Below are 24,604 nucleotides of genomic sequence, written 5' to 3' on the forward strand. Positions count from 1 at the left end.
TTTTTATAGGTCCAGCTTTGGCCGTTGCGCTGCAGAGATCGTACGCATCGGTGGCAGGCGGGCCTAAGGTTTTCACATTCGACTTGAGGAGTTTAGTTTATGCCCAATATTAAGATGAAGGGGGGCGCGTTGCCGCGGCTGCACTCGTTGCCCTAGGTGCGATTTCTGTTGCAGTTCCGTCCGCCGTTGCGGCTGAACAAACTGATGAGACGGTGAACGCGGTTAATGATGCTGTTGGAAAAGAATTGCCTCCCGAGGTTGCTAAGCAATTGGATGAGTGGGCAGCATCTCAGAATCTTGATCTCGATGCCGAATTTCAAGAGGAACCTGTAACTACATCTACCGAGACTCAAAAGGCTCTTGCTGATAAGCACATTGTAATGTTCAACCGAGCAGGGGTTGAACCCCCACCGGGTTATGTGTATGACCCTTCAAAGGGAAGTCTGAATGACTATTGTACGAAGTCTCCCGATCAGTTCCCCGCTCCTGGCGACAATGCTGATTTCTCTGGCGCATGCGCAAAGCACGACATGTGCTACGGAGCCCATCAGGATCCCGGTGAGCGTGTGGGCTGCAATGTTCAACTAAATAAGGACATGGTTCATATTTGCCAGAGCGTTTATCCAAACGCTGCCGATCCGCGTAGGGGAGGCTGTCTTTCTACTGCAGCAACCTATTTTGCTTTTGTCACTGCAGCTCATCCTAGCCAGTGGAACCCTACGATTTCGGGATAAGAGAAGCAAAGGAGAGTAACTATGGCAAGTGGAAAACTCCGTCCGCTTTGGCCTGAATTGGTGGCGGCTGTCTTAGGGGTGGCTCTCGTTCTTATGGCCTCAGTCAGAATCGGTTGGATCGGCACTGTGGTCATTATTCTATCTGCGGTTTCCGCAATTACCACGTTAATTCTCTCGAAACAGTCCGCGAAAGTTCAGTTGACAGGAATGATCATCGGCATCATTGCCATTGCAGTCGGTCTGTTAATCGGTTCAAAAAATGATGGGCAAACTGCGATCTTCTCGCCGGCCCTTGTTTGGGTACTTGGTGCGGGACTAGTGATGTCGACCCTTTGTACTTTGATAGCTCGAAATTTGAAAGTTAATTCAAAGCAAACAGCTTAGGATTTTGAGTCTTTTCTCCGGCGGCCTCGTCTACCTATCTAGCATAGTAGGCGGGGCCGCTCTCGTGCTTACTGACTGGGTGGTTAGGTGTTTGTAGAGGACAGTCGACTTAGAGAGTCAGTACCCATGACTGGTTACGGTCAACATGCAGTGCAAACGCAGTTGGCAGCCCAGCTAGCCAAGCAGGAGAGCTAGTCGCGCGCCTTTTCCTTGTGGAAGGAGTCCCACCACCACTGTTGCCACGCGGTGGCGTGTGGGTTGCCTGGCGGATAGGTGACGCCACCGGGCGTGTGTAGTTCGGTCACCGGGCTAATGCCGTGCAGCGAGTTGAGGAACCACAGGGGGCATTCGGTGGTGAGCTCCGGGGGGGAGCGGGCGTGTTTCGGTCCGTATGCCTAGGGCCGCGGCGCGCCGGGTGACCTGGTGCAGCGTGATGCTGGGCAGCGCCGTCCCGGTGGGGAGGACAAGAGTCTCTCCTCCCAAGCGACGAGCGCGCCGGTGGTAGTCTCCATCATGGCACCGGTGGAATCCACAATGATGGTGTCATCGGTGCCGTCTACCTGATACTCGGCACGGTAGCGTGCCCGTGCTGGGAAATCAGGGCCCTTGACTAACGGCTGCGAGCAAGGGTCGGGAGCATGTGCATAGGATAGCCGGGTGACTGGGCGCGCTGGGGGAGCGGGGCGAATATCCAGGCGCAGTTGTCCGGCGGCTAGCGAGATACGGGGAAAAAGATCGCCCGGGGGCGAAGAGCTGCAGCATCGCAGGAACGAATCCCGCGGGAAGCGGTCCGGCCACCGACTCCAAGCGCCGGAGGTGAAGGTGAAGGCCGTTTGAGTGGGCGTCGCCAAGCATCCGCCAGGAATCCGCAACGTCGAAGGGGCCGGGGTGGGGTTGGTGCGGAATAAAACTGCCGTCGTGCCAGAGATAGGTGCTCATTGCCATGCCCCTAATACGGACTGCGCTTTGAGGTTGCGCTCTTCTAGCTCGGCTATTGGATCCGAATCCAAAACGATGGCCCCGCCGGCCCCGATAGTGACCTCACCGCCCGCGCGTACGGTCGTGCGAATGACCACGCTGAGATCGGCTTGTTCATCAAAACCCAAGTAGCCCACCACGCCAGAGTAGACCCTGCGCGGGCTGGTCTCGAGCTGATCGATGATTTCGCAGGTGCGCAGCTTTGGCGCGCCCGTCATCGAGCCAGGAGGAAAGGTCGCGCGGAGAGCATCTACTGCGGTGGTACCGGTTCGCAGTTGTCCAGTTATGGAGGACACCAATTGATGAACCGTGGCATAGCTTTCTACCTGCATCAACTTTGGCACGCGCACGCTGTCGAGCTCGCATACTCGGGAAAGGTCATTGCGCAGCAGGTCCACGATCATGAGGTTTTCGGCGCGCGTCCTCAGGTCCGTGGTCAACAACGCAGGATCTTGGTCGGCGGAGATAGTGCCTTTAATCGGCTTGGCCTCCATCTCACGCCCGTGCACGGTGAGGAAGCGCTCAGGCGAGGCACTGCACACTTCTACGCCATCGAAGACGAGGTGCGCGGCATAGGGAGCGGGATTGCGCGAGCGCAGTTGGGGGTAGAGCTCCCCCTCCCCTCGGCCGTGGCCGAGTAGGTATCGGTTAGGCAGACCTCGTAGCTCTCGCCGACGTGCAGGAATCCTTGGGCGCGCTTAATCCGCTCCAGGTAGCCGGGGCTGCGCCAGGAGCCCGCGCTGAGCGACGCCCCGCTGCCTTCCCCAGTGTCCTGTAGCCCATCCGCGCCCAAGGCGGTTTCCAATCGGTCCAGCAGATCTTCAGCGCTGTTGCCAGCCAGGCAGCACAGATGCGCGGTTTCTGCCTGGTGGTCATAGACGATAAAGGATCGCGGACGCACAAAATAAGCATCTGGGTAAGGGGAGCGGTGGCTTAACGCAATGGGCAGGGTGAGCTGGGCGCACTCATAGGCTAGGTAGCCGATAACCCCGCCGGTGAAGGGAAGTTCTGGGGCGTTGGTGACGCGGGTAGCGAGCTCACGGTCAAGGAGGGCGGGGATATCGGGGGATTCGCCAAGCCGGTAGCGGAAGGAGCGGCTCAACGTACCGGCGGTATCACCGAGGATGGAATAGCGCCTGTGGGGATCCGCGGAGTCGAGGAAAAGGCATCGTCGCCTTCGGCGCGCAGGGTGGCAAAGACACGTGCGCAGTCTACCGCGCCGGGAATCTCGCGGTGGAGCAGGCGAAACCCACCCAGGAAATTGCGCATGATCTGCCTCCCATAGTGGGTGAGCACCGACTCGGGATGGAATTGCACGCCCCAGTGCGGCAACCCATCGACCTTGAGCGCTTGAATGACGCCATCCTCGCTGCGGGCATGAACGGTGACACCGAAGACCTCGTCAATCTGCAGGGAGTGGTAGCGCACTACCTCGAAGTTTTGCGGGATTCCAGCAAAGATTCCCTCGCCCGAGTGGCTAATGGTAGAGACAAAACCGTGGCGCGGCTGCGGCGCACGAGAAACTTGGGCGCCGGCCAACAGGCCCAGCCCTTCGTGGCAAAGGCATACGCCCAGCACCGGAATCTCGGCCGAGGTTGCGGCGGCAATGACGGCTCAGGCAGCACCGAAATCCTCCTCCCGTTCAGACCTGCCCGGACCAGGAGAAATCACCACATGAGAAAACTCGCCCGCACGGACGCGCTCGGGGAGCCCCTCCGCCTCACCGGCAGCGACGACGAGTGGCTCGCAGCCTGCTACCTCCGCGATGAGGTGGGCGAGGTTAAAGGTATAAGAATCGTAATTATCAAGCAGAGGGATCATCGGGAGGTGGAATTTCTCTAGGTGGTGCCCGAATCCATGAGGAAAAGCTGGATATCGCTAATAGCCCAGATCATGAAATTGAAAGCTACCACCCAAAAGATCGCCATCCAGCTACGCCAGCGCAGGTAGCGGCGCAGCTTGCGCACCATAATGATCGCGCAGCCAATCATGCCCAGCAGTGGGATGATCATGGTGGAAATGGCAAAGAAGTTTCTTTGGCCTTCGGTACACAGCCAGCTTGCGGTGCCGTCCTCGCACAGGGGTCCGCCGGTAAGGCGCGAAAAGAGCGCGACGCCGAAGCCATATAGCGCGGAGATGACCAGCACGGACACCATGTACCAGATGGCTTGCCGCGTGGAGCGCCGGTTGGCGGCGGCTACCTCGACGGGATCGGGCTCGTCTGCCAAATCATCGAAGCTTTGCGGCTCGGGCCGGCGCAGGTTGGCATAATCGGCGTCGGTCGTCAGGTCGTTTTCGGGGTGCTCTGGGCGCGAGCTCATACATCAAAGCCTAGTCGGTCGCGGGGTGAATGAGTACCGGTACGCGAATATGAGGGAGCAACTCGGTTGCGTTAGAACCCAAAAAGACCCGCGCGATGGGGCCTTGTGGGGTAGAGGCCATCAACATTAGATCGCCCTTTTTCCACTTGAGCGAATCAACGGCACCGGACCACCCGGCCCCGGAACCGATCTCAGAGGAGACCTCGAGCTCCGGGTAAGCATCTTGGATGCGGTCGCGAGCCCGGTCGAGCATTGCTAACGAATCCTCGTGCCACTCGGCGGTGAGCTTTAGCGCAATATCGCTTTTATCCTTCGACGGGGAATTCAGCAGGTCATTCGCTGAGAAAGCCAAGATGCGCAGGGGTAGATCCCAGCGATCCGCCAGCGCGGCTGCACCCAATAATTCCCTATCCGCACGGTCACCGCGCTCCGTAATGACAAAATTAAAGCGGGTCACGCCGTGTTTCGATAATTTGGCCTTGCGCGGGATAAGCCCTAAAGATTGTGGCGAGTAGTGCAGGAGGGTATCCGCAGTTGAACTGGGGAAAAAGCGGCCCTTGGGCGCGGCCTGGTTGGGGCCTAAAAGTATGAGATCAGCCTGAAAATCCTGGGCCATCTCAGTAAGGAGCTGGGGGCGGGAAGGGCCATCGACAAGCACGGAGGGCGTATCGTCCCAGTACTTTTCCGGGATACCTGCCTCCGTCAGGGCCGCAGCGGTGGCTGTCGTGCATGCTTGCTTTTGCTCTTTAAACCATTTTTTGTATTTCCCGCCTAGCTTGGACAAGGACGTCGTGGTCCACGGTTGGAAAACCGTGGAAATAACGCGCACCTCTATCACCGCGGTGCGCGATAGCCATGCGGCGAAGTCGAGGGGTTCCGTACCGGAAGAGGAAGGACTCCACGAAATGAGGATGCGCAACGGCTCTTTGGCCGAGCCTTTATGCAGGGTCGGCAGCAGCGGTTGGTTAGATTTTTTGCCCATAGAATGAATAAGTATGCGAAAGCTTAATGAGTACTAAAGCTCATTATCGTCTGTTGCGGCCGCAAAACTAAAATTGCATGTGGCCGTAAGCTCGCTACTCGCTATCCATGGTGGGGCGGTAGACATCCGCAAGCTTGGAAATGACCGCGCCCATCTCGCGGGCGGTGGCCAAGTCCTCGGGCTCGAGCCACCGCATAATCTCCGCAAGGGCCGCGGCGCGTTGCCCGGAAACTATGGCCAATTCGGACTCGCCCAGTTGGGTGAGCGCGACCAGCACGCCGCGGCGATCTTCTTCATCGCGGTGGCGTTCCACGAACCCGCGGCGTTCTAGTTGATAGAGCGCGTTGGACGCGGTGGGCATGCGGATAAGCTCTGCCTGGGCGATGGTGGATACGCGGGAAGGCCCGCGCAAGCGCAACTGGTTCATGATGGAGACCTGCGAGGTAGTCAGCGATGAACCCTCTGCAGTGCGCTGGAAAATAAGAATTAACTTATTGAGCGCCGGTTGGATGTCCCGCGCTACCTCTACCGCGTCCTCGTAGTTGGACGGGGACTTCGTTGGGTCCGTCTCATCATGGTGTTGCGTCATAGAACTAAATTCTATCGTGCCCTACCGCCTGGCGGTAGTATCGCGACGAAAAAATTAGCTTCCCTTAATAAAATCTTCCAGCTCATTGCGCGCGACATCGTCGCCCTTCTGCACTGGAGGGGACTTCATCAGGTAGGAGGAAGCGGAAAGTACCGGTCCGGCAACCTTGCGGTCCAAGGCGATCTTGGCGGCACGGACGGCATCGATAATGATGCCGGCGGAGTTAGGGGAGTCCCAGACCTCGAGCTTGTACTCCAGGTTCAGCGGGACCTCGCCGAATGCGGAACCCTCCAAGCGGACATAGGCCCACTTGCGGTCATCCAGCCACTCCACGTAGTCCGAGGGACCGATGTGGACGTTGCGGTCTGCGCGCTTGCCAGCAATAGGGGAATTGTGCACGTTGGAGGTCACGGACTGGGTCTTGGAAATCTTCTTAGACTCCAGGCGCTCGCGCTCCAGCATGTTCTTGAAGTCCATGTTGCCGCCCACGTTGAGCTGCATCGTGCGGTCCAAGCGCACGCCGCGGTCTTCAAAAAGCTTCGCCATAACGCGGTGGGTAATGGTGGCACCAACCTGGGACTTGATGTCATCGCCCACGATGGGCAGGCCGGCGTCTTCAAACTTCTTGGCCCACTCTGGGTCGGAAGCAATGAAGACCGGCAGGGCGTTTACGAATGCGCAACCAGCGTCGATAGCGGCCTGGGCGTAGAACTTATCCGCCTCTTCGGAACCAACCGGCAGGTAAGAAACAACAACCTCGGCACCGGCCTCGCGGAGGGCAGCTGCGACATCGGCAGGAGCTTCATCCGATTCCGTGATGGATTCCTGGTAGTAACGGCCCAGGCCATCCATGGTGGGGCCGCGCTGAACGGTGACCCCGAGGTCTGGGACGTCTGCGATGGTGATGGTGCAGTTGCGGGAGCTGCGGGTAGCCTCCGCAAGATCCTTGCCCACCTTGTCTCCATCGACGTCGAAGGCCGCGACGAACTCAATATCGCCGACGTGGTAAGGCCCGAACTGGGTGTGCATCAGGCCAGGAATATTTTCCTCTGCTGCGGCGTTGCGATAAAACTCCACGCCCTGAATAAGGGATGTGGCGCAGTTGCCGACGCCGACGATGGCGACCTTTACTTTGTCAGACACACTATGCTCCTTTATAAATTCGTTGCTGTGTGGTGCCTGCGCAACGTTAGGCCAGAAATTATGCCTGGTGGTAGCACGACGGCATATGGATCGATCAAGAAGAGGAAATTAAGATAATGCGGGTGAATTCCGTTGCCTTTAAGCACGAGCTTTCTCACGAATGGGAGCGCACCCAACACGTCCGCGAATACCGCGCCGGGCACTTGGGGCGCGATGAGGTGTGTGACGCGGACTTCCTCCTCCGGGCCGCCGCCGAGCACCACGGCCGCACCATGGATAAGCCCTGCCCGGTCTGTGGGGAGGACCTGCGCCTGACCCGGTGGGTATACGGCGAGAGCCTAGGCCGGCGCGCCGGGAGCGCCCGTAGCGAGCAAGAAATAGCGGAATTTGTTGGTGAAGGCCTGGAATTTACCGTGCATGAGGTGGAGGTCTGTCGACACTGCCGGTGGAATCATTTGTTGCGTTCTGCAACGGCTTTTAACGCGTGTTAGTTTTCGACGCACCGCCTTAGGCAGTAAGCTGCAATTATTTAGATTGTTACCAGGGATGAATGAGGACACGAATCAGTGACCGAGAAGGAATCTACTGGCGAGTCCACTAAGGTGGACCGCCGTAAAGAAGGCGAAGAACCCAAAAAGCGCCGCATCTGGCCGTGGGTCGTTGCGGCTCTCCTAGTGGTTTTTGTGGCACTGCCTGCAGGCCTTTTTGCGTATGCCTATTCGCAATACACCGTTCCGGAGCCCAAAGAGCTGGCCAATAACCAGGTCTCTACCATCTATGCCTCCGATAACGACACCCAGTTGGCGCGTTTGGTTCCGCCGGAAGGCAACCGCACGCATGTGACCTTGGATGAGGTACCCGTCTTTGTCCAAGACTCCGTGCTCGCCGCCGAGGACCGCGACTTCTGGGAAAACTCCGGCTTTTCCTTTACCGGTTTGGGCCGCGCGGTACTGGGTAAGGTCACCGGCAATGACACCGCCGGTGGTGGTTCCACGATTACCCAGCAGTACGTGAAAAACACCCTGGTGGGCAACGAATATTCCTACGTGCGCAAGGCGCGCGAGCTCATCTACTCCATTAAGATGACCAATGAGTGGGAAAAAGAAGACATCCTTAACGCCTACCTGAACACGGTCTACTTCGGCCGCAATGCCTACGGCATCCAGGCTGCATCCAACGCCTACTTTGATAAGGACGCCAAGGACCTCACCCCTGAGGAAGGCGCCATGCTCGCCGGTCTTATCCAGTCGCCTTCTGGCCTGGACCCGCGCGTGAACCAGGAAGGTTCCGAAAACCGGTGGAACTACGTTCTTGACGGCCTCGTGGACATGGGCGATCTCAGCAAGGAAGAGCGCGATGGAATGGTCTTCCCGGAGACCCGCGACCCCTCTGAGTATTCGGCATATACGGAAGCCCCTGGTGCTAATGGCCACATTAAGGACCAGGTCATCCGCGAACTTGAAGAGGTGGGAATTACGGAAAACCAGGTCTCCACCGGCGGCCTGCGCATTACCACCACCATCGATATGAACGTGCAAAACAATACGGTGCAGGCAGTCGATGACCAGCTGGCGCCGCTGCAAGAAGACGCCCGCGCAGCTTCCGTGACCATCGACCCGAAGACGGGTGCGGTGCGCGGTTACTTTGGCGGGCATGATTCCAACGGTTGGGACTACGCCAATTCGCCGCTACAGACCGGCTCGACCTTCAAGATCATGGCGCTTGCCGCTGCACTGCAGCAGGGCATTAGCTTGGATACCAACTACTCCTCGGCGCCGTACCAGCTGCCGGGCTCCGATCTGGTCACCAACGTGGGCGGCGGCTGTGGCGTATGCGACCTACGCGAGGCGACCAAGCAGTCCCTGAACACGTCTTACTTGCGCCTGCAGAGCGATTTGAAGAACGGTACCCAGGACACCGCGGATATGGCCCACGCTTTGGGCGTTGCCCGCTCGCTGCCGGGTATCGAAGAGACGCTGACCGAAAACGGCAAGCAGCCTTTCGAAGGCGTGGTCTTGGGCCAGTACCAGTCCCGTCCGCTGGACATGGCAACCGCGATGTCTACCCTTGCGAACCAGGGCGTCTGGCACAACCCGCACTTTGTGCAGCGCGTAGAAAATGCCGCCGGTGAAGTTCTGTATGAACACCCAGACGATGAGGGCGAGCGCCGCGTTTCTGCCAATGTGGCCAATAACGTCCTTGAGGCCATGGGGCCGGTGGCGGCATGGTCCAACGGCTCGCTGGCGGGCGGACGTGCTTCGGCATCTAAGACCGGTACGACCCAGCTGGGTGATTCGGGAACTAATAAGGATGCGTGGATGGTCGGCGCTACCCCGCAGCTTGCCTCCGCCGTGTGGGTCGGTACGGCCGATAACACCTCTGCCATTTTCGACCAGTATGGCGGCATCATGTACGGTGCGGGCGCACCGACGAAGATCTGGAAGTCCGTGTTGGATAACTCCTTGGCGGACCAGGAATTCCAGCAATTCCCCTCTGCTTATCCCGTACGCTTCGGCACGGTTTCTGCCGGCGGTGGCGCTCCGGCCTACAACTCAGGTGGTAGCGCCGGCGGGCAAAGCACCCAGAACTACACTGGTCCAGCGCAAAATGGCGCCCCTGAAGAAGAGACCAGCCCAGCACCTGCGGAAAGCCCGGAAGCGGGTCGCGATGCCCCATCACAGCAGCCGGAGACCCAGGGAGGCAATAATGGAAACGGCGGCAACCGGGGCAACGGCGGCGGCAATAATGAGCCGGCCCCACCCGAAGCTCCGTCTTTAGATGACATCCTTGACCGCGAAGGCGGCCTGGCTGACCTCTTAGGCTAAGCAAGGAGCGGTACGCGTGAGCCAAGATCAGCGCTTGTCTGCTGCAGACGAACCGATGGCGCGGGGCGTCATCGAGTTCCTGGGCGGGCCGAGGGGACGCTTTGCCCGGGGCAGCCGCACGCAGTGGTGGACCCCGTTGCGCGCGCTCATCGCGGTAGCATGGGTTTTCTTAGCCGGCGGGTTCTTATCCAAGGCAAATTGCGCTACTGGTACTCCCGGCGAAGACGGCACCATCAAGCTTGATTGGTCCGCCAACCGCCAGTACACCTCTTTTTGCTATAACGACATCGTCCCGCTGTATGAAGGCCGCGGTTTAGATCAACCGGGCTTTCCCTACGCCTATTCCTGGCAGGAAGATGGCCTGACCCGCTACATGGAATACCCGGTATTGGCGGGCATGTTCCAGGGCCTGATGGGCTGGATTGCGCGCCATACCTATGGGCTCGTGGAGTGGGCCGGGGTGCCCGCCGCTGGTTGGTACTTTGGGCTAACCGCCATGGTCATGGCCTGCATCTGGGTCGGCGTCATCTACATGGTCTACCTTTTGGTGGGAAATCGCACGTGGGACACCATCCTGGTGGCCGCCAGCCCGTTGATTATCATCCATGCCTTTAGCAATTGGGATATACCTGCCATCGCCTTTGCCGTCGGCGCGCTGCTGGCCATTAGCCGCCACCGCCCCTGGCTCGCCGGCATCCTCATCGGCCTTGGAACCGCATTCAAATTATGGCCGGTATTCCTGCTTGGTGCGTTTTTCGTCCTTGCCTGGCGCAATCGCCGCTGGGACGCTTTTGCCAAGGTCGCCGTCGCTACGGCCGCCGCGTGGCTCGTGGTCAACCTTCCCGTCGCCTTGAAATACCCGGCGGCTTGGGCGGAATTTTTCCGCTTGAACCAGGAGCGCGGCGCGGAATGGACCACCCTGTATGCACTGATTAGCCGGAATTCGGGCATTTCTTTCAGCCAGGACTTTTTGAATACCTTCTCCCTCGTGGCATTCATCCTCTTGTGCGTCTGTATTGCCTTGGCCGGCTGGCGCAGCCCGCTTACCCCGCGGGTGGCGGAGTTGGTATTCCTCATCGTTGCGGCTTTCCTGCTGGTCAATAAGGTATGGTCCCCGCAGTATTCGCTCTGGCTGCTGGTCCCAGCGGCCTTGGCCGTGCCGCGTTGGCGGTTGGTTTTGGGCTGGGCGCTTGCCGATGCCCTCGTATGGCCCCTACTTATGTGGCACATGCTCGGCATTGATAATAAGGGCATTCCCCACGAGCTTTTGGACGTGGCGATCCTCGTGCGCGATGGATTCATTATCGCCATGGCGGTGATTGTTCTGCGGCAAATGTGGAATAACACGGAAGATAAAGTGCGTGCTGTGCATACGGGCCGCGACCCAGTGGCGGGAGTATTTCAATGATTGTGACATTAATCGGCATGGTGTCGATCTTGTTGGGCTTTATCTGCGTCATGGCGGCGTTTTGGCTGTTTCATAACAGGGAAGATAAGCGCGGGCCCATCATCTTGGGCGTCCTTGCCATTGTTTTTCTGACCATCATCCCTGCGACGTGTGCTATCTTTTTTGCCGCCACCACGACGGGATAGATTTCTTTTCGCCGGTCATATGCGGTACTGTGGTGGGGTTGCTTGACGCAACGTACCCTCCTGCTGCATCCGCAAAGGTGATGCAGCCGAAAACGACTAGACCATAGGAGGTGATGAGGTCCGTGCGTCACTACGAAGTCATGATCATTCTGGATCCTAATCAGGATGAGCGCACCGTAACCCCGTCCCTAGATAAGTACCTCGACATCGTCCGCAAGGACGGCGGCAAGGTTGAGAACCTCGATGTATGGGGCAAGCGTCGCCTTGCATACCCCATCGAGAAGAAGGAAGAGGGCATTTACGCCGTCGTTAACCTGGAGTGCGAGCACCCTTCGGTTTCCGAGCTCGACCGCCGCCTGAACCTGAACGACACCATCCTGCGTACCAAGGTTCTGCGCACCGACAGCAAGTAGCGGATACTGGGATCAGGCACAATCCACGTAACCGATAAGGAGTAAAGACATGGCACAGGGAGATATCAATATTACGGTGGTGGGCAACATGGTTGCTGACCCCGAGCTTCGCTTCACCCCAGCGGGTGCGGCGGTAGCTAACTTCCGCGTCGCCTCCACGCCTCGTCGCTATAATTCGCAGACGAACCAGTGGGAAGACGGCGAAGCTATGTTCCTGACCTGCAACGTATGGCGCCAGGCGGCGGAGAACGTCGCCGAGACCCTGAGCAAGGGCATGCGCATCATCGTTACCGGCCGCTTGAAGCAGCGTTCCTTCCAGACCCGCGAGGGTGAAAACCGCACTGTATTTGAGATCGACGTCGATGAGGTCGGTCCGTCGCTCCGCTACGCCACCGCACAGGTAAACCGCAATCCCCGTGAGGGCGGCGGCAACTATGGTGGCGGCCAGCAGCAGCGCTCGAATAACAATAATCAGGGCGGCTTTGGAGGACAGCAACAGCAGCAGTCGCAGCAGCAGAACCAGGCTCCTGCAGAGGATCCGTGGAACTCCGCACCGCCCGCTGGCGGCTTCGGAGGCGCTGATTCTGAACCCCCGTTCTAAGTCTGTCACCCGCAACTATTCAACTAACTCAATTGAAAGGCAGGGATCATGAAGCTGATCCTCACCGCTGCCGTTGAGAACCTCGGCGCCGCTGGCGAAATTGTTGAGGTTAAGGACGGCTACGGACGTAATTACCTGCTTCCCCGCGGCTTGGCTATCGTGGCTTCCCGCGGCGCTGAGAAGCAGATTGAGGGCATCAAGCGCGCCCAGGAAGCTCGCGAAATTCGCGACCTGCACCACGCGCGCGAGGTCCGCAACCAGCTTGAGCAGCTGACGAACGTTGAGGTCAAGGTTAAGACCTCCACTTCCGGCAAGCTCTTCGGTTCCGTTACCGCAGAAGACATTGTCAAGGCCGTCTCCAAGGCCGGTGGCCCTAACTTGGATAAGCGTATCGTTGATATGCCCAAGGGCCTGGTCAAGAAGACCGGCAACTACCAGGTCGAGCTGAAGCTGCACGCTGACGTGCTCGGCAAGGTGAACTTCTCGGTCGTCGCTGCCTAAGCAGCGCTCGACGGTCCACAGACCCAAAGACAACAGCACGGCTTAAGGCCCCAAGAATTCTCTATGTGAGGTGGAGAATTCCTGGGGCCTTTTGCCTACCCAATTGGCCTGTGGATAACTGTGAAAATCTGTGGATGAATGTGGAATTCAGGGTTCGGGGACACCACGATTTTGTCACGACTTTACCGCTGGTCACGGCCTATTTTCCGCTACGCTGTGGGAATTTTCACACTAGCAAATAACAGCTCTGACCAGCGGTTATTATCGCTGCAGGTCAGGGCGGTGTTGAGTTATCCACACCCGTGACCTCGGTAAATGAAATGCAAGGATCGGCCTACCAGGTAATTCCACAAGACCCTGTGGATAACTGTGGGAGTTATACCCAGGCGGGTAGTGTCCGGGCGCTCGTCTACACTTGGACAGCGTTACACAAGGTCGCTTCACGGACACCAAGGGGGACACATGACCAACGCGAGCTTTGATGATGAACAGCTTCCACCGGAACCGCCTGCGCCGGATAACGCCGTAGCGCGCCGGCCGCGGTATCAACAGGACCAACCGCAGCGCTACGAGGAGTATCGTCAGCCGCCATCGGACCGGGAAGCCGAGCAGGGCGTATTGGGTGCAATGCTGCTTAGCCCCAATACGGTCATGGAGGTTATTGAAGAGCTCGAACCCGATGACTTTTATTATCCGGCCCACGCGCTAATTTATGGCGCGATGCTGGACCTTTATGCAGCGGGCCAAGACATTGACCCGCTTATCCTTTCCTCGCGGTTGGATAGGTTCAATAACCTTGAGCGCGTTGGCGGCGCACCCTATTTGCACACGCTTTTGGCTACGGTTCCTACCGCTGCCAACGCCCGCTATTACGCGGAAATCGTGGCGGAAAAGGCCGTCTTGCGCCGGCTAGTGGATGCCGGTACGCGCGTGGTCCAATTGGGCTTTTCGGGCACGGAGGATGCTGAGATCGAATCGGTGATCGACCGGGCCCAGCAGGAAGTTTTTGCCATCGCCCAGCGCAAAACCGCTGAGGACTACCGCGTGCTGGGGGATCTGATTGACCCGACCATTGATGAGTTGGCGGCGCTGCAGCAGGCCGGCGGCGTTGAATTGGGTGTGCCCACAGGGTTTATTGACTTGGATAAGCTCACCAACGGTTTGCACGCAGGCCAGATGATCATCGTGGCCGCGCGACCCGGTGTGGGTAAGTCCACGCTGGCGATGGACTTCATTCGCTCGTGCTCGCTGCAGCACGGCAAGTCCTCCGTCATCTTCTCCTTGGAAATGTCCGCCTCAGAGATCGTTATGCGCCTGCTCTCCGCGGAATCCGAGGTCAAGCTTACCGATATGCGCAGTGGCGGGGTGTCCACAGAGGATTGGGCGAAGATCGATGACACGCTTAACCGCGTTCAAGATGCGCCGCTGTTTATCGATGATTCCCCGAACCTGACGATGATGGAGATCCGCTCCAAGGCCCGCAGGCTCAAGCAGCAGCATGGCCTCGACCTTATCGTTTTGGACTATCTGCAGCTGATGTCCTCGGGCAAAAAGGTAGAGTCACGCCAGCAAGAGGTCTCGGAATTCTCGCGCCAGCTTAAGCTATTGGCCAAGGAGCTTGAGGTGCCGGTGATTGCCATTTCGCAGCTGAACCGTGGACCTGAAGCCCGAAACGACAAGAAGCCACAATTGGCTGACCTGCGTGAGTCCGGTTCCTTGGAGCAGGACGCCGATATGGTGATGCTGCTTTACCGCCCAGACTCGCAGGACCGTGATAACGAGCGCGCCGGTGAAGCGGATATTATCTTGGCCAAGCACCGCGGCGGGCCCATTGACACCGTACAGGTGGCCCACCAGCTGCACTACTCCAAGTTCGTCAACATGGCGCACGGATAAAAGACTTATAGGTCCACGACGGCCGCGGGGTCCCCTAACCGGGGACCCAGATACCAGCACGATAAAGACCGCCGCAGCGGCCAGAGAGAGCCACCGCCAAACCGGGAAGAAGCGTTGGCCGCACCAGTAGGCGATCGCTGCACCGATGAGCGCGCCGAGGGTATTAAAGAGGAGATCGTCGACATCCGTGCGGCCCAGCGCGAAGGCATATTGGGCCGTCTCCAGGGTTAAACTCAGCGCGAATCCCCAGGCCGTGGATACCTTCACGGAACGGCATAGCGTAAATACTAGGAGCCCGAAGGGGATGAAGAAGGCGGTATTACCGGCGTACTCAAAAATCGGGGCGAACCAGCTATTGCCAGAGAATTCGTCGAGGGGAACTAAGTGGAGCTCGCGGACGCGTTGATTTTCGGGCTTCCACAGGTAACCGATCTGGAAGAAGGCCTTCAGGGTAGTCAGCGCTACCATGACGCCGATCCAGGCGCTAAGGGCTAATTTATCGAGCAAGGGCCTCACCCTTAAGCTCAGGCAAAGTAAATGCCGCTACGGCGGCGATGGCGAATGCGGCCGCAAATAACACAAAGAGGAATCCAGCTCCGGTCGCCGCGATCAACGGCGGCACAATAAGGGGTGCCACGATGGAGGCGATGCGGCCAAACCCCGCCGCGGCACCCGTACCGCGCCCGCGCAGCGCGGTGGGGTAGAGCTCGGGACCGATGGCATACAGGGCACCCCAGGCGCCGAGGTTGAAGAAGGACAACAGACACCCGGCGATGATGATGAATACCTCGGAGCTTGCGGTGCCGTAGAGCCCGGCGGAGACGGCGGAGCCGACCAAGAACACGGCGAGGGTAATCCGCCGGCCCCAGACCTCAATGAGCCAAGCGGCGGTGGCATAGCCCGGCAGCTGCGCCAAGGTAATGATGAGGGTGAAGCTGAAGGATTTTACGAGCGAGAAACCATCGGCAACCAGCAGGGACGGGATCCAGATGAAGGCGCCGTAATAGGAGAAATTGACGCAAAACCAAATAGTCCACAGCGCCGCTGTGCGGCGGCGCAGGCCCGGCCCCCAAATGGAGGTCTCGGTGGAGGCGGTGGGTTCCGGGTGGGCATCGTCAAGCGGCTGGCCCGCGGCGGCCTCTTCGAAGGATGCCACAATCTCTTCGGCCTCCTCGTGGTGGCCCTTGGACTCGAGGAAGCGCACCGATTCCGGCAAGCCCAAGCGCACGTAAACCGAATAAGCGGCGGGGATGAGACCCACTGCAAACCCCTAGCGCCAGCCGTTTTCGCCGGCGCCGACGATGAAGGTGCCGATGAGCGCGGCGAGGATCCAGCCGAGCGCCCAGAAGGCCTCGAGGAGGACCACCATGCGCCCGCGGACGCGGCGCGGCGAGAATTCGGAGATGAGAGTGGAGGCGACCGGCAGCTCCGCGCCCAAGCCCAGCCCAACGATGAAGCGGAAGATGATAAGCATGGTCAGCCCACCGGCCAGGGCGGAGGCACCGGTGGCTAGGCCATAGACCAAGAGGGTGAGGGAGAAGATGTGGCGGCGGCCGTATTTATCCGCAAGGAGCCCGCCGAATGTCGCGCCCAGAGCCATGCCGAGGAAGCCAACAGAGGCGAGCCAGGAGGTTTGGGTGCTGCTCAAATCCCAATGCACGGCCAGGGCGGCCATGATGAAGGAAATGAGCCCCACATCCATAGCATCGAGCGCCCACCCTAGGCCGGAGCCTAGGAGTAGGCGCTTGTGTTTGCTGGTGACCGGGAGCCGGTCTAATCGTTCATTGCGGCTGAGCATGCGCTAATCATAGCGCTGGCTAGAAAATTTCCGGAGACGCAGGGAATTGGATACGACGAATACGGAACTCAATGCCATGGCGATGCCTGCAAATAGCGGGTTGAGCAGGCCAAAGGCCGCCACGGGGATGAGAATAATATTATAGGCAAAGGCCCAGAACAAGTTGCCCTTAATGATCTGCAGCGTGCGGCGGGACAGGCGAATGGCATCGGCGGCAGACCGCAGGTCCCCATTCATCAAGGTGATATCGGAGGCCTCGATGGCAACGTCGGTCCCGGCGCCCATCGCCAAGCCAAGGTCCGCTTGGGCAAGGGCCGCGGCATCGTTGACGCCGTCACCAACCATCGCCACATTGTGCCCCTCGGACTGCAGCTTCTTGATGACGTCGACCTTTTCCTCCGGAACCACGCCGGCCGTGACCTCGGTGATGCCAACTTCCTCTGCCACGCGCTTGGCCGCGCCCTCGTTATCGCCGGTCAGCAGGTGCGGGGTCAGGCCCAGCTTCTTCATCTGCTGGACGGCCTCAGCGGAGGTGGGTTTGACGGTGTCGCGGACCTCAATGAGCCCAGCGAGCTCATCGTCGAGGTACACCGCCACCGGGGTAGCACCCGCGGCCTCGGCCTCGCGGAAGGCATCAGCGTATTGGCCTAGGTCTCCACGCGGCTTGCCGACGCCCACGCGCACCCCATCCACCGTTGCTTCCACGCCAGCGGTGCTGGTGGAAAAGTCGGTGCCGGGCTCTACGTCGCGCTCACGGGCAATCGCCTGGGCGATGGGGTGCTCGGAGTTTCGCTCGACGGCTGCGGCGTATTCGAGGACATTGCCATGCACGGCCGTAACGGACATTTCACCGGCGGTCACCGTGCCGGTCTTATCCATCACGATGGTATCGACCTGCTTGGTGGACTCGAGGATCTCCGGGCCCTTAATGAGCAAGCCCAGCTGGGCACCGCGCCCCGTGCCGACCAAGATGGCGGTTGGGGTGGCAAGGCCCAGCGCGCAAGGGCAGGCGATGATCAACACTGAGACAGCGGCGATAAACGCCGGCGCCACGCCGCCAAAGATGAGGTGTACCAGCAGCGTGAGGACGGAAATCCCGATCACTACCGGAACGAAGACCTGCGCGATGCGGTCCACCAAGCGCTGCACGGGGGCCTTTGAGGCCTGCGCGTTGGTGACCAAGGTGGCCATTTGGGAAAGGACCGTGTCCTCGCCCACCTGGGTGGCCTTGACCTCCAACTTGCCGGAAGCGTTAATGGTGGCGCCGGTAACGGTATCGCCCACGCCCACCTCTTCCGGGACGGATTCACCGGTGATCATGGAGGCATCCACGGCGGAATTGCCGGAGACGACCTCACCATCGGTGGCAACCTTTTCGCCCGGGCGCACAACGAAGACATCGCCCACCTGCAATTGGGAGATGGGGATGCGCTTTTCCTTGCCATCCCGCAGCACGGAGGCTTCCTTCGCACCCATGGACAGCAGGGTGCGCAGCGCCTCGGACGATTGTCCCTTGGCCTTGACCTCGAACCAGCGGCCGAGGAGCAGGAAGGTAATGACCATTCCCACGGACTCAAAGTAGATATGGTCCATCTCGGCCGAGCTGGAGGACCACGACATGCTCATGGTCATGCCGGGCTCGCCGGCGTTGCCAAAGAATAGCGCGTACAGGGACCACAGGTATGCGGCCGAAGTGCCCATGGAAATTAAGGTATCCATGGTGAACGAGCCGTGCTTCAGGTTGGTCCACGTAGCGGAGTGGAAGGGGGCGCCACCAAAGATGAAGACGACGGTGGCCAGCATGGCGCAGGCCCACTGCCAGTTCTGGAACTGCAGGGCAGGCACCATGGAGACGACCATGATGGGAGCAGACAATACCGCGGAGATGATGGTGCGCCGCAGCAGGCTCTGCTGTTCTTCAGCGCGGGCATCATCAACCGGCGTGCCTTCTGCGTCTGCGTCCCCGCCCTGGTCGGCGTCATCACTGCCAGACATATCGAAGGCGCTGTATCCTGCACCTTCCACGACTTTGATCAGATCCGCGGCCGTGGACGTTTCTGGATCGAACTCAATAGAGGCGGATTCGGTGGCAAAGTTAACGCTCGCCTCCACGCCGTCTACCTTGTTGAGCTTGCGTTCTACCCGGGAAGAGCAGGACGTGCAAGTCATGCCCGAGACCCCGAGATCAACGTGTGACATAGTATTCGCCTACTTAAGGGTGTATCCGGCTTCGGCTACGGCAGCTGCTACTTGCTCATCGGTGAAATCGCTACCGGAAACAGACACAGCGCCAGTGGTGTGGTCTGCAGAAACTTCCTCAACACCGGCGATTTCGCCTACCTCTTCGCGGATGGACATTTCGCAGTGTCCGCAGCTCATTCCTTCTACGGTGTAGTTCTTCGTTGCCATGACTATCATCCTTTCTCGATTGCTTATGTCTCCATGTTATACCCCCTCGGGGTATCTAGCAAGGAAGAGATTTAGGTACGGTGGGGAATAAACCACAATGTAAAGGAGTTACAACGAGTATGGCTACTATCGACGTCACTGAAGAGAACTTTGAACAGACCGTAACCGGCGAAGGCATTACGCTTGTCGATGCCTGGGCGGACTGGTGCGGCCCATGTAAGCGCTTTGCCCCTGTCTACGAGAAGGCATCCGAGGAGCACACCGATGCTACCTTTGCCAAGCTGGACACCGAGGCAAACCAGGGCCTTGCTTCCGCGCTGCAGATTCAGTCCATTCCTACCCTGATGATCTTTCGCGATGGCATCCTCGTATTCCGCGAGGCCGGCGCACTGCCGCCCGCAGCGTTGGAGGATCTGCTCAAGCAGGTTAAGGACCTTGATATGGCTGACGTTCGCCGCCAGGTTGAAGAGCAGAACGCACAGCAGGCATAGAATCTGAATTTTCAGAGCTTCCACGGCGCTTTCTGGTGAGTATCGCTAAACTCGCTAGAAAGCGTCTTTTTTATGACCAAAGGAGATAGTGATGGCTAACCCCTTCAGCAAGGGCTGGAAGTACGTGATGAGTTCTCTCGATCAAAAGATTGATGAGAACGCCGATCCAAAGGTCCAAATCCAGCAGGCGGTCAAGGCCGCCAAGGAACAGCACCAGGAAATCTCGGATCATGCGGCAGAGATCATCGGGCACAAGTCTCAGTTGGAAATGCAGATGAACCGCCTGGTGAAGTCCCAGCAGGATTACCAATCTCAGACCGAGCGCGCACTGGAGCTTGCGGATTCCGCCGAGGACCCGCAGAAGGCGAACGAGTACAACCAAGCCGCTGAGGTAGTGGCCTCTCAGCTCGTTGCGGTGGAACAGGAACTGGAAGACGTCAAGCAGCAGTACGCGGCGGCGGAGCAGGCGGCTGAACAGGCCAAGAACCAGCAAAAACAATCCGAGGCTCGCCTGAAGGAGCAGTTGGCCCAGGTGAGCCAGCTAGAAGCGCAGGCGGATCAGGCTGCTATGCAGGAGAAGAACGCGGAAGCGCTCGATTCCATGAACGAGCTCAAGCCCGATGATTCCGTGCCGAGCCTGGATTCCGTCCGCTCCAAGATCGAAAAGCGCTACGCCGATGCCCTTGGTGCACAAGAATTGCAGCAAGCAACCGGCGGCGACCGCATGAGTGAGATTCAAGCGGCCGGCAACGACATGAAGGCCAGCGCGCGGCTGGATGCGCTGCGCGCCGATATGGCCAAGAAGAAGGAAATCGAATCCGGGGATTAATTCTCGCGGCGGATATTAATAAGCACGCCGCGAATCCCTGAGTGGAACCCATCGCGCAAGTTCACGCGCTGGGTTTCCGTCAGCGTGTATTCATGCAGGGTTTCGCAGGCGAACTGTAGCAGCGGGCGGTCGATCTCCGGTGGCAATCCGCCGCCAGACAGTAAGTGGGCTTGGTCGCGCTGCTCTGAGTTGGCGGCATTATCAAACCACCACGATGCGTATTGCTGGCCTACATCGAATGGGGACTGGAACCCAGCAGAGCTCCAGACCTCTTCTGGCAGCGGGACGTACTTCGAGCGCAGCTTGCGCCGCGGTGCCATCATTGACGGTTTCGGCGCAGGCTTTGGTGCTGCTTGATCGGTAGCCTCGGCCTCTTCGGCAGGGCCCTTCTCCGCTTCTGCAGAGGGCTTTTCCTGCTCTTGTGGGGCTGGGGTTGCGGCCTGCTGTGCGCTTTGGGGCGGCGCAGGCTTTGGGGCGGGCGCCGGCGTGGGCTTTTCCGGGGTGCCGAATGCGGTTTCCACCTCGGAGGGCTCCTCGCACTCGTCGCAGTGCTCGGTGCCTGGAAGCTCCTCTTCTGCTCCCTCTGCCTTCTGCGCCGTATCGCGCACCACCGGGGGAAGCGGGCCTTCGAGGACCTGTAGCTCCATGGAATCCGCGAAGTCCTCGCGCGGATCCAAGATGGTGGTGGAATCACACGTATGGCGCAGCGCTGCGGACACGGAATCCCAGCCAAAGCCGTACAGGTGCACGCGGATGCCATTGTCCACGGCGGTCTGCGCGCCGGGGATCATGTCAGCATCGCCGCTGACCAGAACGAAATCGGTGAACTGGTTCTTCATAGCGGCCATGACCATATCGGCCACGAGCCGAGTGTCGACGCCTTTTTGGGTGCGTCGCTCACCCCATTCAATGAGTTGCCCTGTGCGCAATTGCACGCCCTCGCAGGTGCGAAGGGCGCGTTGGTAGCGGTGTGGACCGGTATCCGGGATTCCGTCGTACCAGTATTGGCGCTGAATCGGGTTGCCTAATTGCTCCTCGATCATCCCGCCCATGGTGCTGACCACCTCGGGCAGATCGATTTCTAGCTGCGCGCGAGCCCCCGTTTCCCAGGAGTTATAAAAGCTCGCGAGCAGGTATGAGGTATCGACAAAGACAAGTGTGCGTTCAAGCATGGCTCCTAAGTTCCGTTCTAATTGTTCTAAATAAAATTCTTTGTTACCTCCAGTGTGCCTTATTCACCCCGAAACGTCGATCACAATTCGCTAATTCCCAGCATATTGGCCGCAAATGAAAAGATTTCGGTGACCATTGCGGCGTCGGCAAGCGTGTTATATGGTTAGTTACACAACTAACTAAGTAACTAACGAGCCGAAGGTGATGATGGATAACTCCACGCAGCCGCTCTTTCGGCAGATTGCGTCCTTGGTGGAAGACACCATTGTGGACGGCACTCTGGCGGAGGGCGATAAGGCGCCTTCCACCAATGAGTTGGCGGATTTCCACAACATCAACCCCGCAACCGCGCGAAAGGGGATCACCCTCTTGGTGGACTTAGGGGTGCTGGAAAAGCGCCGGGGCATCGGCATGTTTGTGGCCGAGGGTGCTTCGCGTGCCATCCGCGAGCGCAGGCGAGGCGACTTTGCCGCGGAGTATATGGCCCCGCTTGTCGATGAAGCAGTGTGCCTGGGCTACAACCGCGCCCAGCTCCATGACCTTTTCGATCGGGTTGCAGAAAGCAGAGGAATGTACTCATGATTACTACCCGCGATTTCACCTTTTCCGCAGGCCTTACCCATGGCTTGGTCGGCCGCAACGGAATTGGCAAGACCACCTTATTGCGAAAAATCGCCGGCCAAATTCAATCCGGCCGCATCACGGTCTTTGACCGCCAGCCCTTTGATAACCAATCCGTGCTCAACCGGGTAATCCTCATGGGCATCGACAATCCGCTGCCGGATTCGTGGGGTAGCAAGAAACTCGGTGCCGTCGGCCAGGCCCGATGGCCCAACTGGAATGCGGAGCGATACGACGACCTCATCGCGCGCTTTGACATCCCAAATAAGGCGTATTCCGCGCTCTCCCGCGGGCAGAAATCGGCGTTGGGATTTGTTTTCGCCGTTGCCTCTGGCTGCGAAATAATGCTTTTGGACGAGCCTTATCTGGGTCTCGACCTGCCACGGCGCGAACTCTTTTACCAGGTCCTCCGGGAAGAGCACGGTCGCACCATCGTGGTATCCACCCATCACCTCAATGAAATAGAGGGGTTGTTGGACACTATTTCCCTCATGGGGGAGAGCCCTATCAGCGGTCCAGTGGATGAATTTGTTGATTCCTTCCTGGAAATCAGCGGGCCCGAGGAGGCCATCTCCGCGGCCGTTTCCGCCCTTGACCTGCCGGTATTGGAGCGCGCTTCAACCAGCCTGGGAGACCAAGTGCTTGTCGATGCCCGCACTACCTCGCCCGATCCCGTCTTCCGCTATGCCAACGAACATCATCTCCGGGTAGCAGAGGTATCACTTGAAAAGGCTGTCCGAGCATTGGAGGAGCAGTCATGAAACTCTTATGGCACACAACGGAATGGGTCTGGGTAACAGTCCTATTCTTCATTGCGCTTTATCCTGTACTTTTTGGCGAAAAGTGGGGAACTGTCACCTTGCTCTTGCCCCTTGTGCCCATCCTGACGTATCAACCCAGTTTTGATAAGTACCAAGTACTTGGCCTGAGCTCACAGATATGGAATGAACACCGCCGGATTATCGTCTCGGTTTTTGCTGTTGTGGCCATGGCAGGAGCGGCTGCACGGCAGAGCTGGTGGGCGTTGGCTGTTTATGCGGCGGCATTGGCATGGGCGCTGTGGCGGAAACCAACCCCAACCAGGACGGGGTACTCACGACCCCTTTGGGAATTGCATCCAAGCTTGGGCGTTTCCCGCCGACGCTCGACGCGCAGGCTGTATACCGCCGCCAGGTCCGCATGTGGCTGATGGTCGTCGTATTCTTAGCCATCAACGTTGTGCTTTCGCTAATGAGCACGCTGTGGGAACCGATGGAATTCATCGCTTTCATTGCTTGGTCACTCTCCGCCGTTTTCATCAGCCAGCCCATGGGCATATTGCGGGATACGCTCAGGGATTATGTCACCCTCGGCGGCACGCGTCGGCGCTGGGCTTCCATGACCGCAATGACGGGGCTCATCCTCATCCTTGGTTGCGCCGCCGTAGGGTTAGCCCTTTCCTTCTGGGGGAACACAATCGAGGTCGCCGCCGGCATGACCGCCATCGCGGGCGTCACCGTCCCGGGACTTATGTACCTCGAGTTCCTAGAGAAGAGGACCCTTGGAGTTTTAGTCGCGTACCTCCTCGGTATCGCAGCACTGTTATGGCTTTTCGCCCAAGGCTATATCTCGGCCGCGGTGGGGATGTTTATAAGCCTTGGCATCTACGCCGTATGGGCCGTAACTCTGCCGATATATGCACGCCGCATAAGCAGCCTGTGGAGGAAAGGCTTTGCGGGCTGGCTTGGCATGAGATAAATGCGTTCGAAACCAGGAGTGACCAGCGAGTTTGTAAAAGTTTAAAGCGGTGTGTAACTTAATACGAGTCAGCGCGACCGACAGCGCCCCACAGAGACAAGAATTTGTTTCTGGCTGAAGCGGCGATAGGAAAACAGGCCCTGACAAAAAATAACTTTTTACTCGCAACGAGTTCCATGCTTTAGAGCATGTAGCTGTTGTGTGGTGACGATGTCTGAGAACTCAATAGTGTGCCAATGTACTTATTTTTTATTTTTGTGTGCATGGTTGTGTGTTGATTGGTCTGTTGGCCAGCGAATCTTGTGTGGTTTGTTGGTTGGTGTGTGCCGGTAAGGTGTTGGAATACGCATCTTTTTGAATACTGTTTAGTGTTTCGGCTGCATTGATGGATTGGTTGGCATGTGATTGTGTTCAACTTTTTGTCTCCCTTTTTTGCCCCGTCGGGTTGGGGAGGCAATGATTTTTTCTTTGTAGTAATTTTTGGACGCCAGCACGGGCCTGCTTTTGTGTGGTTTGTGGTGGTTTGTTCTTTTGGTTAGGTTTGGGCTTTTCACGGCCTATTTCAGGTTATTGTTCTGAAATTTTT

General features: G+C 58.5%; 23 protein-coding genes and 3 pseudogenes. 15 read left to right on the forward strand and 11 right to left on the reverse strand.

The features are described 5' to 3' along the window. Positions 1 to 212: 212 nt before the first annotated feature. Both QP970_RS10800 and QP970_RS10805 read left to right on the forward strand, forming a co-directional pair. On the forward strand, positions 213 to 734 hold the full coding sequence (locus QP970_RS10800; protein WP_239269604.1) for a phospholipase A2 family protein: 522 nt from the start codon (positions 213 to 215) through the stop codon (positions 732 to 734). Between the two features lie 21 nt (positions 735 to 755). Beyond that, the gene (locus QP970_RS10805) at positions 756 to 1,118 is read left to right on the forward strand and encodes a hypothetical protein (RefSeq protein ID WP_284869929.1); all 363 of its coding nucleotides are present in this window, start codon (positions 756 to 758) and stop codon (positions 1,116 to 1,118) included. 395 nt (positions 1,119 to 1,513) lie between these two features. On the opposite strand, the gene QP970_RS10810 is transcribed toward QP970_RS10805, so the two are convergent. The 6 genes and pseudogenes from QP970_RS10810 to QP970_RS10835 form a co-directional block, all read right to left on the reverse strand. Beyond that, entirely contained in the window at positions 1,514 to 1,969 is a 456-nt protein-coding gene (locus QP970_RS10810; RefSeq protein ID WP_239269606.1) for a hypothetical protein, read from the reverse strand. A gap of 84 nt (positions 1,970 to 2,053) precedes the next feature. Beyond that, positions 2,054 to 3,917, reverse strand: a pseudogene (locus tag QP970_RS10815) (chorismate-binding protein). A 17-nt stretch (positions 3,918 to 3,934) separates the two neighbouring features. Further along, positions 3,935 to 4,417 carry a hypothetical protein gene (locus QP970_RS10820; protein WP_284869930.1) on the reverse strand — a complete coding sequence of 161 codons (483 nt, stop codon included), beginning with the start codon at positions 4,415 to 4,417 and terminating at the stop codon, positions 3,935 to 3,937. Positions 4,418 to 4,427: 10 nt separating this feature from the next. Then, on the reverse strand, positions 4,428 to 5,399 hold the full coding sequence (locus QP970_RS10825; RefSeq protein WP_239269608.1) for a universal stress protein: 972 nt from the start codon (positions 5,397 to 5,399) through the stop codon (positions 4,428 to 4,430). 94 nt (positions 5,400 to 5,493) lie between these two features. Beyond that, positions 5,494 to 5,988 carry a MarR family winged helix-turn-helix transcriptional regulator gene (locus tag QP970_RS10830; protein ID WP_239269609.1) on the reverse strand — a complete coding sequence of 165 codons (495 nt, stop codon included), beginning with the start codon at positions 5,986 to 5,988 and terminating at the stop codon, positions 5,494 to 5,496. 54 nt (positions 5,989 to 6,042) lie between these two features. Beyond that, a complete protein-coding gene (locus QP970_RS10835; RefSeq protein WP_239269610.1) occupies positions 6,043 to 7,131 on the reverse strand; it encodes an inositol-3-phosphate synthase in 1,089 nt (362 codons plus the stop codon). A 116-nt stretch (positions 7,132 to 7,247) separates the two neighbouring features. Here QP970_RS10835 and QP970_RS10840 point away from each other — a divergent pair, with 116 nt between their 5' ends. The 8 genes from QP970_RS10840 to dnaB all read left to right on the forward strand — a co-directional run bounded on the left by QP970_RS10840 (position 7,248) and on the right by dnaB (position 14,960). Beyond that, entirely contained in the window at positions 7,248 to 7,622 is a 375-nt protein-coding gene (locus QP970_RS10840; RefSeq protein ID WP_239269611.1) for a DUF5318 family protein, read from the forward strand. A 75-nt stretch (positions 7,623 to 7,697) separates the two neighbouring features. Next, positions 7,698 to 9,956, forward strand: coding sequence for a transglycosylase domain-containing protein (locus tag QP970_RS10845; RefSeq protein WP_239269612.1), 2,259 nt, complete (start codon positions 7,698 to 7,700; stop codon positions 9,954 to 9,956). Between the two features lie 16 nt (positions 9,957 to 9,972). After that, positions 9,973 to 11,364: a glycosyltransferase family 87 protein gene (locus tag QP970_RS10850; RefSeq protein WP_284869931.1), complete on the forward strand. Its 1,392-nt coding sequence runs from the start codon at positions 9,973 to 9,975 to the stop codon at positions 11,362 to 11,364. Continuing rightward, positions 11,361 to 11,549: a hypothetical protein gene (locus tag QP970_RS10855; protein ID WP_239269614.1), complete on the forward strand. Its 189-nt coding sequence runs from the start codon at positions 11,361 to 11,363 to the stop codon at positions 11,547 to 11,549. The genes QP970_RS10850 and QP970_RS10855 overlap by 4 nt, the downstream gene beginning before the upstream one ends. A 122-nt stretch (positions 11,550 to 11,671) precedes the next feature. After that, positions 11,672 to 11,962: a 30S ribosomal protein S6 gene (gene rpsF / locus QP970_RS10860; protein WP_023016353.1), complete on the forward strand. Its 291-nt coding sequence runs from the start codon at positions 11,672 to 11,674 to the stop codon at positions 11,960 to 11,962. Between the two features lie 49 nt (positions 11,963 to 12,011). Beyond that, positions 12,012 to 12,563 carry a single-stranded DNA-binding protein gene (locus tag QP970_RS10865; protein ID WP_284869932.1) on the forward strand — a complete coding sequence of 184 codons (552 nt, stop codon included), beginning with the start codon at positions 12,012 to 12,014 and terminating at the stop codon, positions 12,561 to 12,563. Between the two features lie 48 nt (positions 12,564 to 12,611). After that, positions 12,612 to 13,064, forward strand: coding sequence for a 50S ribosomal protein L9 (gene rplI / locus QP970_RS10870; RefSeq protein WP_284869933.1), 453 nt, complete (start codon positions 12,612 to 12,614; stop codon positions 13,062 to 13,064). Positions 13,065 to 13,526: 462 nt separating this feature from the next. After that, positions 13,527 to 14,960, forward strand: coding sequence for a replicative DNA helicase (gene dnaB / locus QP970_RS10875; protein WP_239269616.1), 1,434 nt, complete (start codon positions 13,527 to 13,529; stop codon positions 14,958 to 14,960). A gap of 5 nt (positions 14,961 to 14,965) precedes the next feature. Here dnaB and QP970_RS10880 read toward each other — a convergent pair. The 4 genes and pseudogenes from QP970_RS10880 to QP970_RS10895 all read right to left on the reverse strand — a co-directional run bounded on the left by QP970_RS10880 (position 14,966) and on the right by QP970_RS10895 (position 19,167). Next, positions 14,966 to 15,428: pseudogene (locus tag QP970_RS10880) on the reverse strand (VanZ family protein). Positions 15,429 to 15,456: 28 nt separating this feature from the next. Continuing rightward, positions 15,457 to 16,758, reverse strand: a pseudogene (locus QP970_RS10885) (MFS transporter). Between the two features lie 3 nt (positions 16,759 to 16,761). Then, positions 16,762 to 18,957 (reverse strand): heavy metal translocating P-type ATPase, encoded by a 2,196-nt coding sequence (locus QP970_RS10890; protein ID WP_284849758.1) that lies wholly within the window; start codon positions 18,955 to 18,957, stop codon positions 16,762 to 16,764. A 9-nt stretch (positions 18,958 to 18,966) separates the two neighbouring features. Continuing rightward, positions 18,967 to 19,167 (reverse strand): heavy-metal-associated domain-containing protein, encoded by a 201-nt coding sequence (locus QP970_RS10895; RefSeq protein WP_023024475.1) that lies wholly within the window; start codon positions 19,165 to 19,167, stop codon positions 18,967 to 18,969. A gap of 119 nt (positions 19,168 to 19,286) precedes the next feature. Between QP970_RS10895 and trxA the strand changes: the two genes are divergently transcribed. After that, positions 19,287 to 19,658, forward strand: a complete 372-nt coding sequence (gene trxA, locus QP970_RS10900) for a thioredoxin (RefSeq protein ID WP_023024472.1) — start codon at positions 19,287 to 19,289, stop codon at positions 19,656 to 19,658. A 91-nt stretch (positions 19,659 to 19,749) separates the two neighbouring features. Next, on the forward strand, positions 19,750 to 20,487 hold the full coding sequence (locus QP970_RS10905) for a PspA/IM30 family protein (protein WP_239269619.1): 738 nt from the start codon (positions 19,750 to 19,752) through the stop codon (positions 20,485 to 20,487). On the opposite strand, the gene QP970_RS10910 is transcribed toward QP970_RS10905, so the two are convergent. Beyond that, positions 20,484 to 21,659, reverse strand: coding sequence for an NYN domain-containing protein (locus QP970_RS10910; protein ID WP_284869934.1), 1,176 nt, complete (start codon positions 21,657 to 21,659; stop codon positions 20,484 to 20,486). The two genes, QP970_RS10905 and QP970_RS10910, sit on opposite strands and share 4 nt — an antisense overlap. 208 nt (positions 21,660 to 21,867) lie before the next feature. Between QP970_RS10910 and QP970_RS10915 the strand changes: the two genes are divergently transcribed. The 3 genes from QP970_RS10915 to QP970_RS10925 all read left to right on the forward strand — a co-directional run bounded on the left by QP970_RS10915 (position 21,868) and on the right by QP970_RS10925 (position 24,018). Then, positions 21,868 to 22,242 (forward strand): GntR family transcriptional regulator, encoded by a 375-nt coding sequence (locus tag QP970_RS10915; RefSeq protein WP_239269621.1) that lies wholly within the window; start codon positions 21,868 to 21,870, stop codon positions 22,240 to 22,242. Beyond that, on the forward strand, positions 22,239 to 23,042 hold the full coding sequence (locus QP970_RS10920) for an ATP-binding cassette domain-containing protein (protein ID WP_284869935.1): 804 nt from the start codon (positions 22,239 to 22,241) through the stop codon (positions 23,040 to 23,042). The genes QP970_RS10915 and QP970_RS10920 overlap by 4 nt, the downstream gene beginning before the upstream one ends. 256 nt (positions 23,043 to 23,298) lie before the next feature. Beyond that, positions 23,299 to 24,018: a hypothetical protein gene (locus QP970_RS10925; protein ID WP_284850488.1), complete on the forward strand. Its 720-nt coding sequence runs from the start codon at positions 23,299 to 23,301 to the stop codon at positions 24,016 to 24,018. Positions 24,019 to 24,604: the final 586 nt, after the last annotated feature.

The sequence above is a fragment of the Corynebacterium sp. MSK073 genome (assembly GCF_030232085.1).
Classification (GTDB): domain Bacteria; phylum Actinomycetota; class Actinomycetes; order Mycobacteriales; family Mycobacteriaceae; genus Corynebacterium.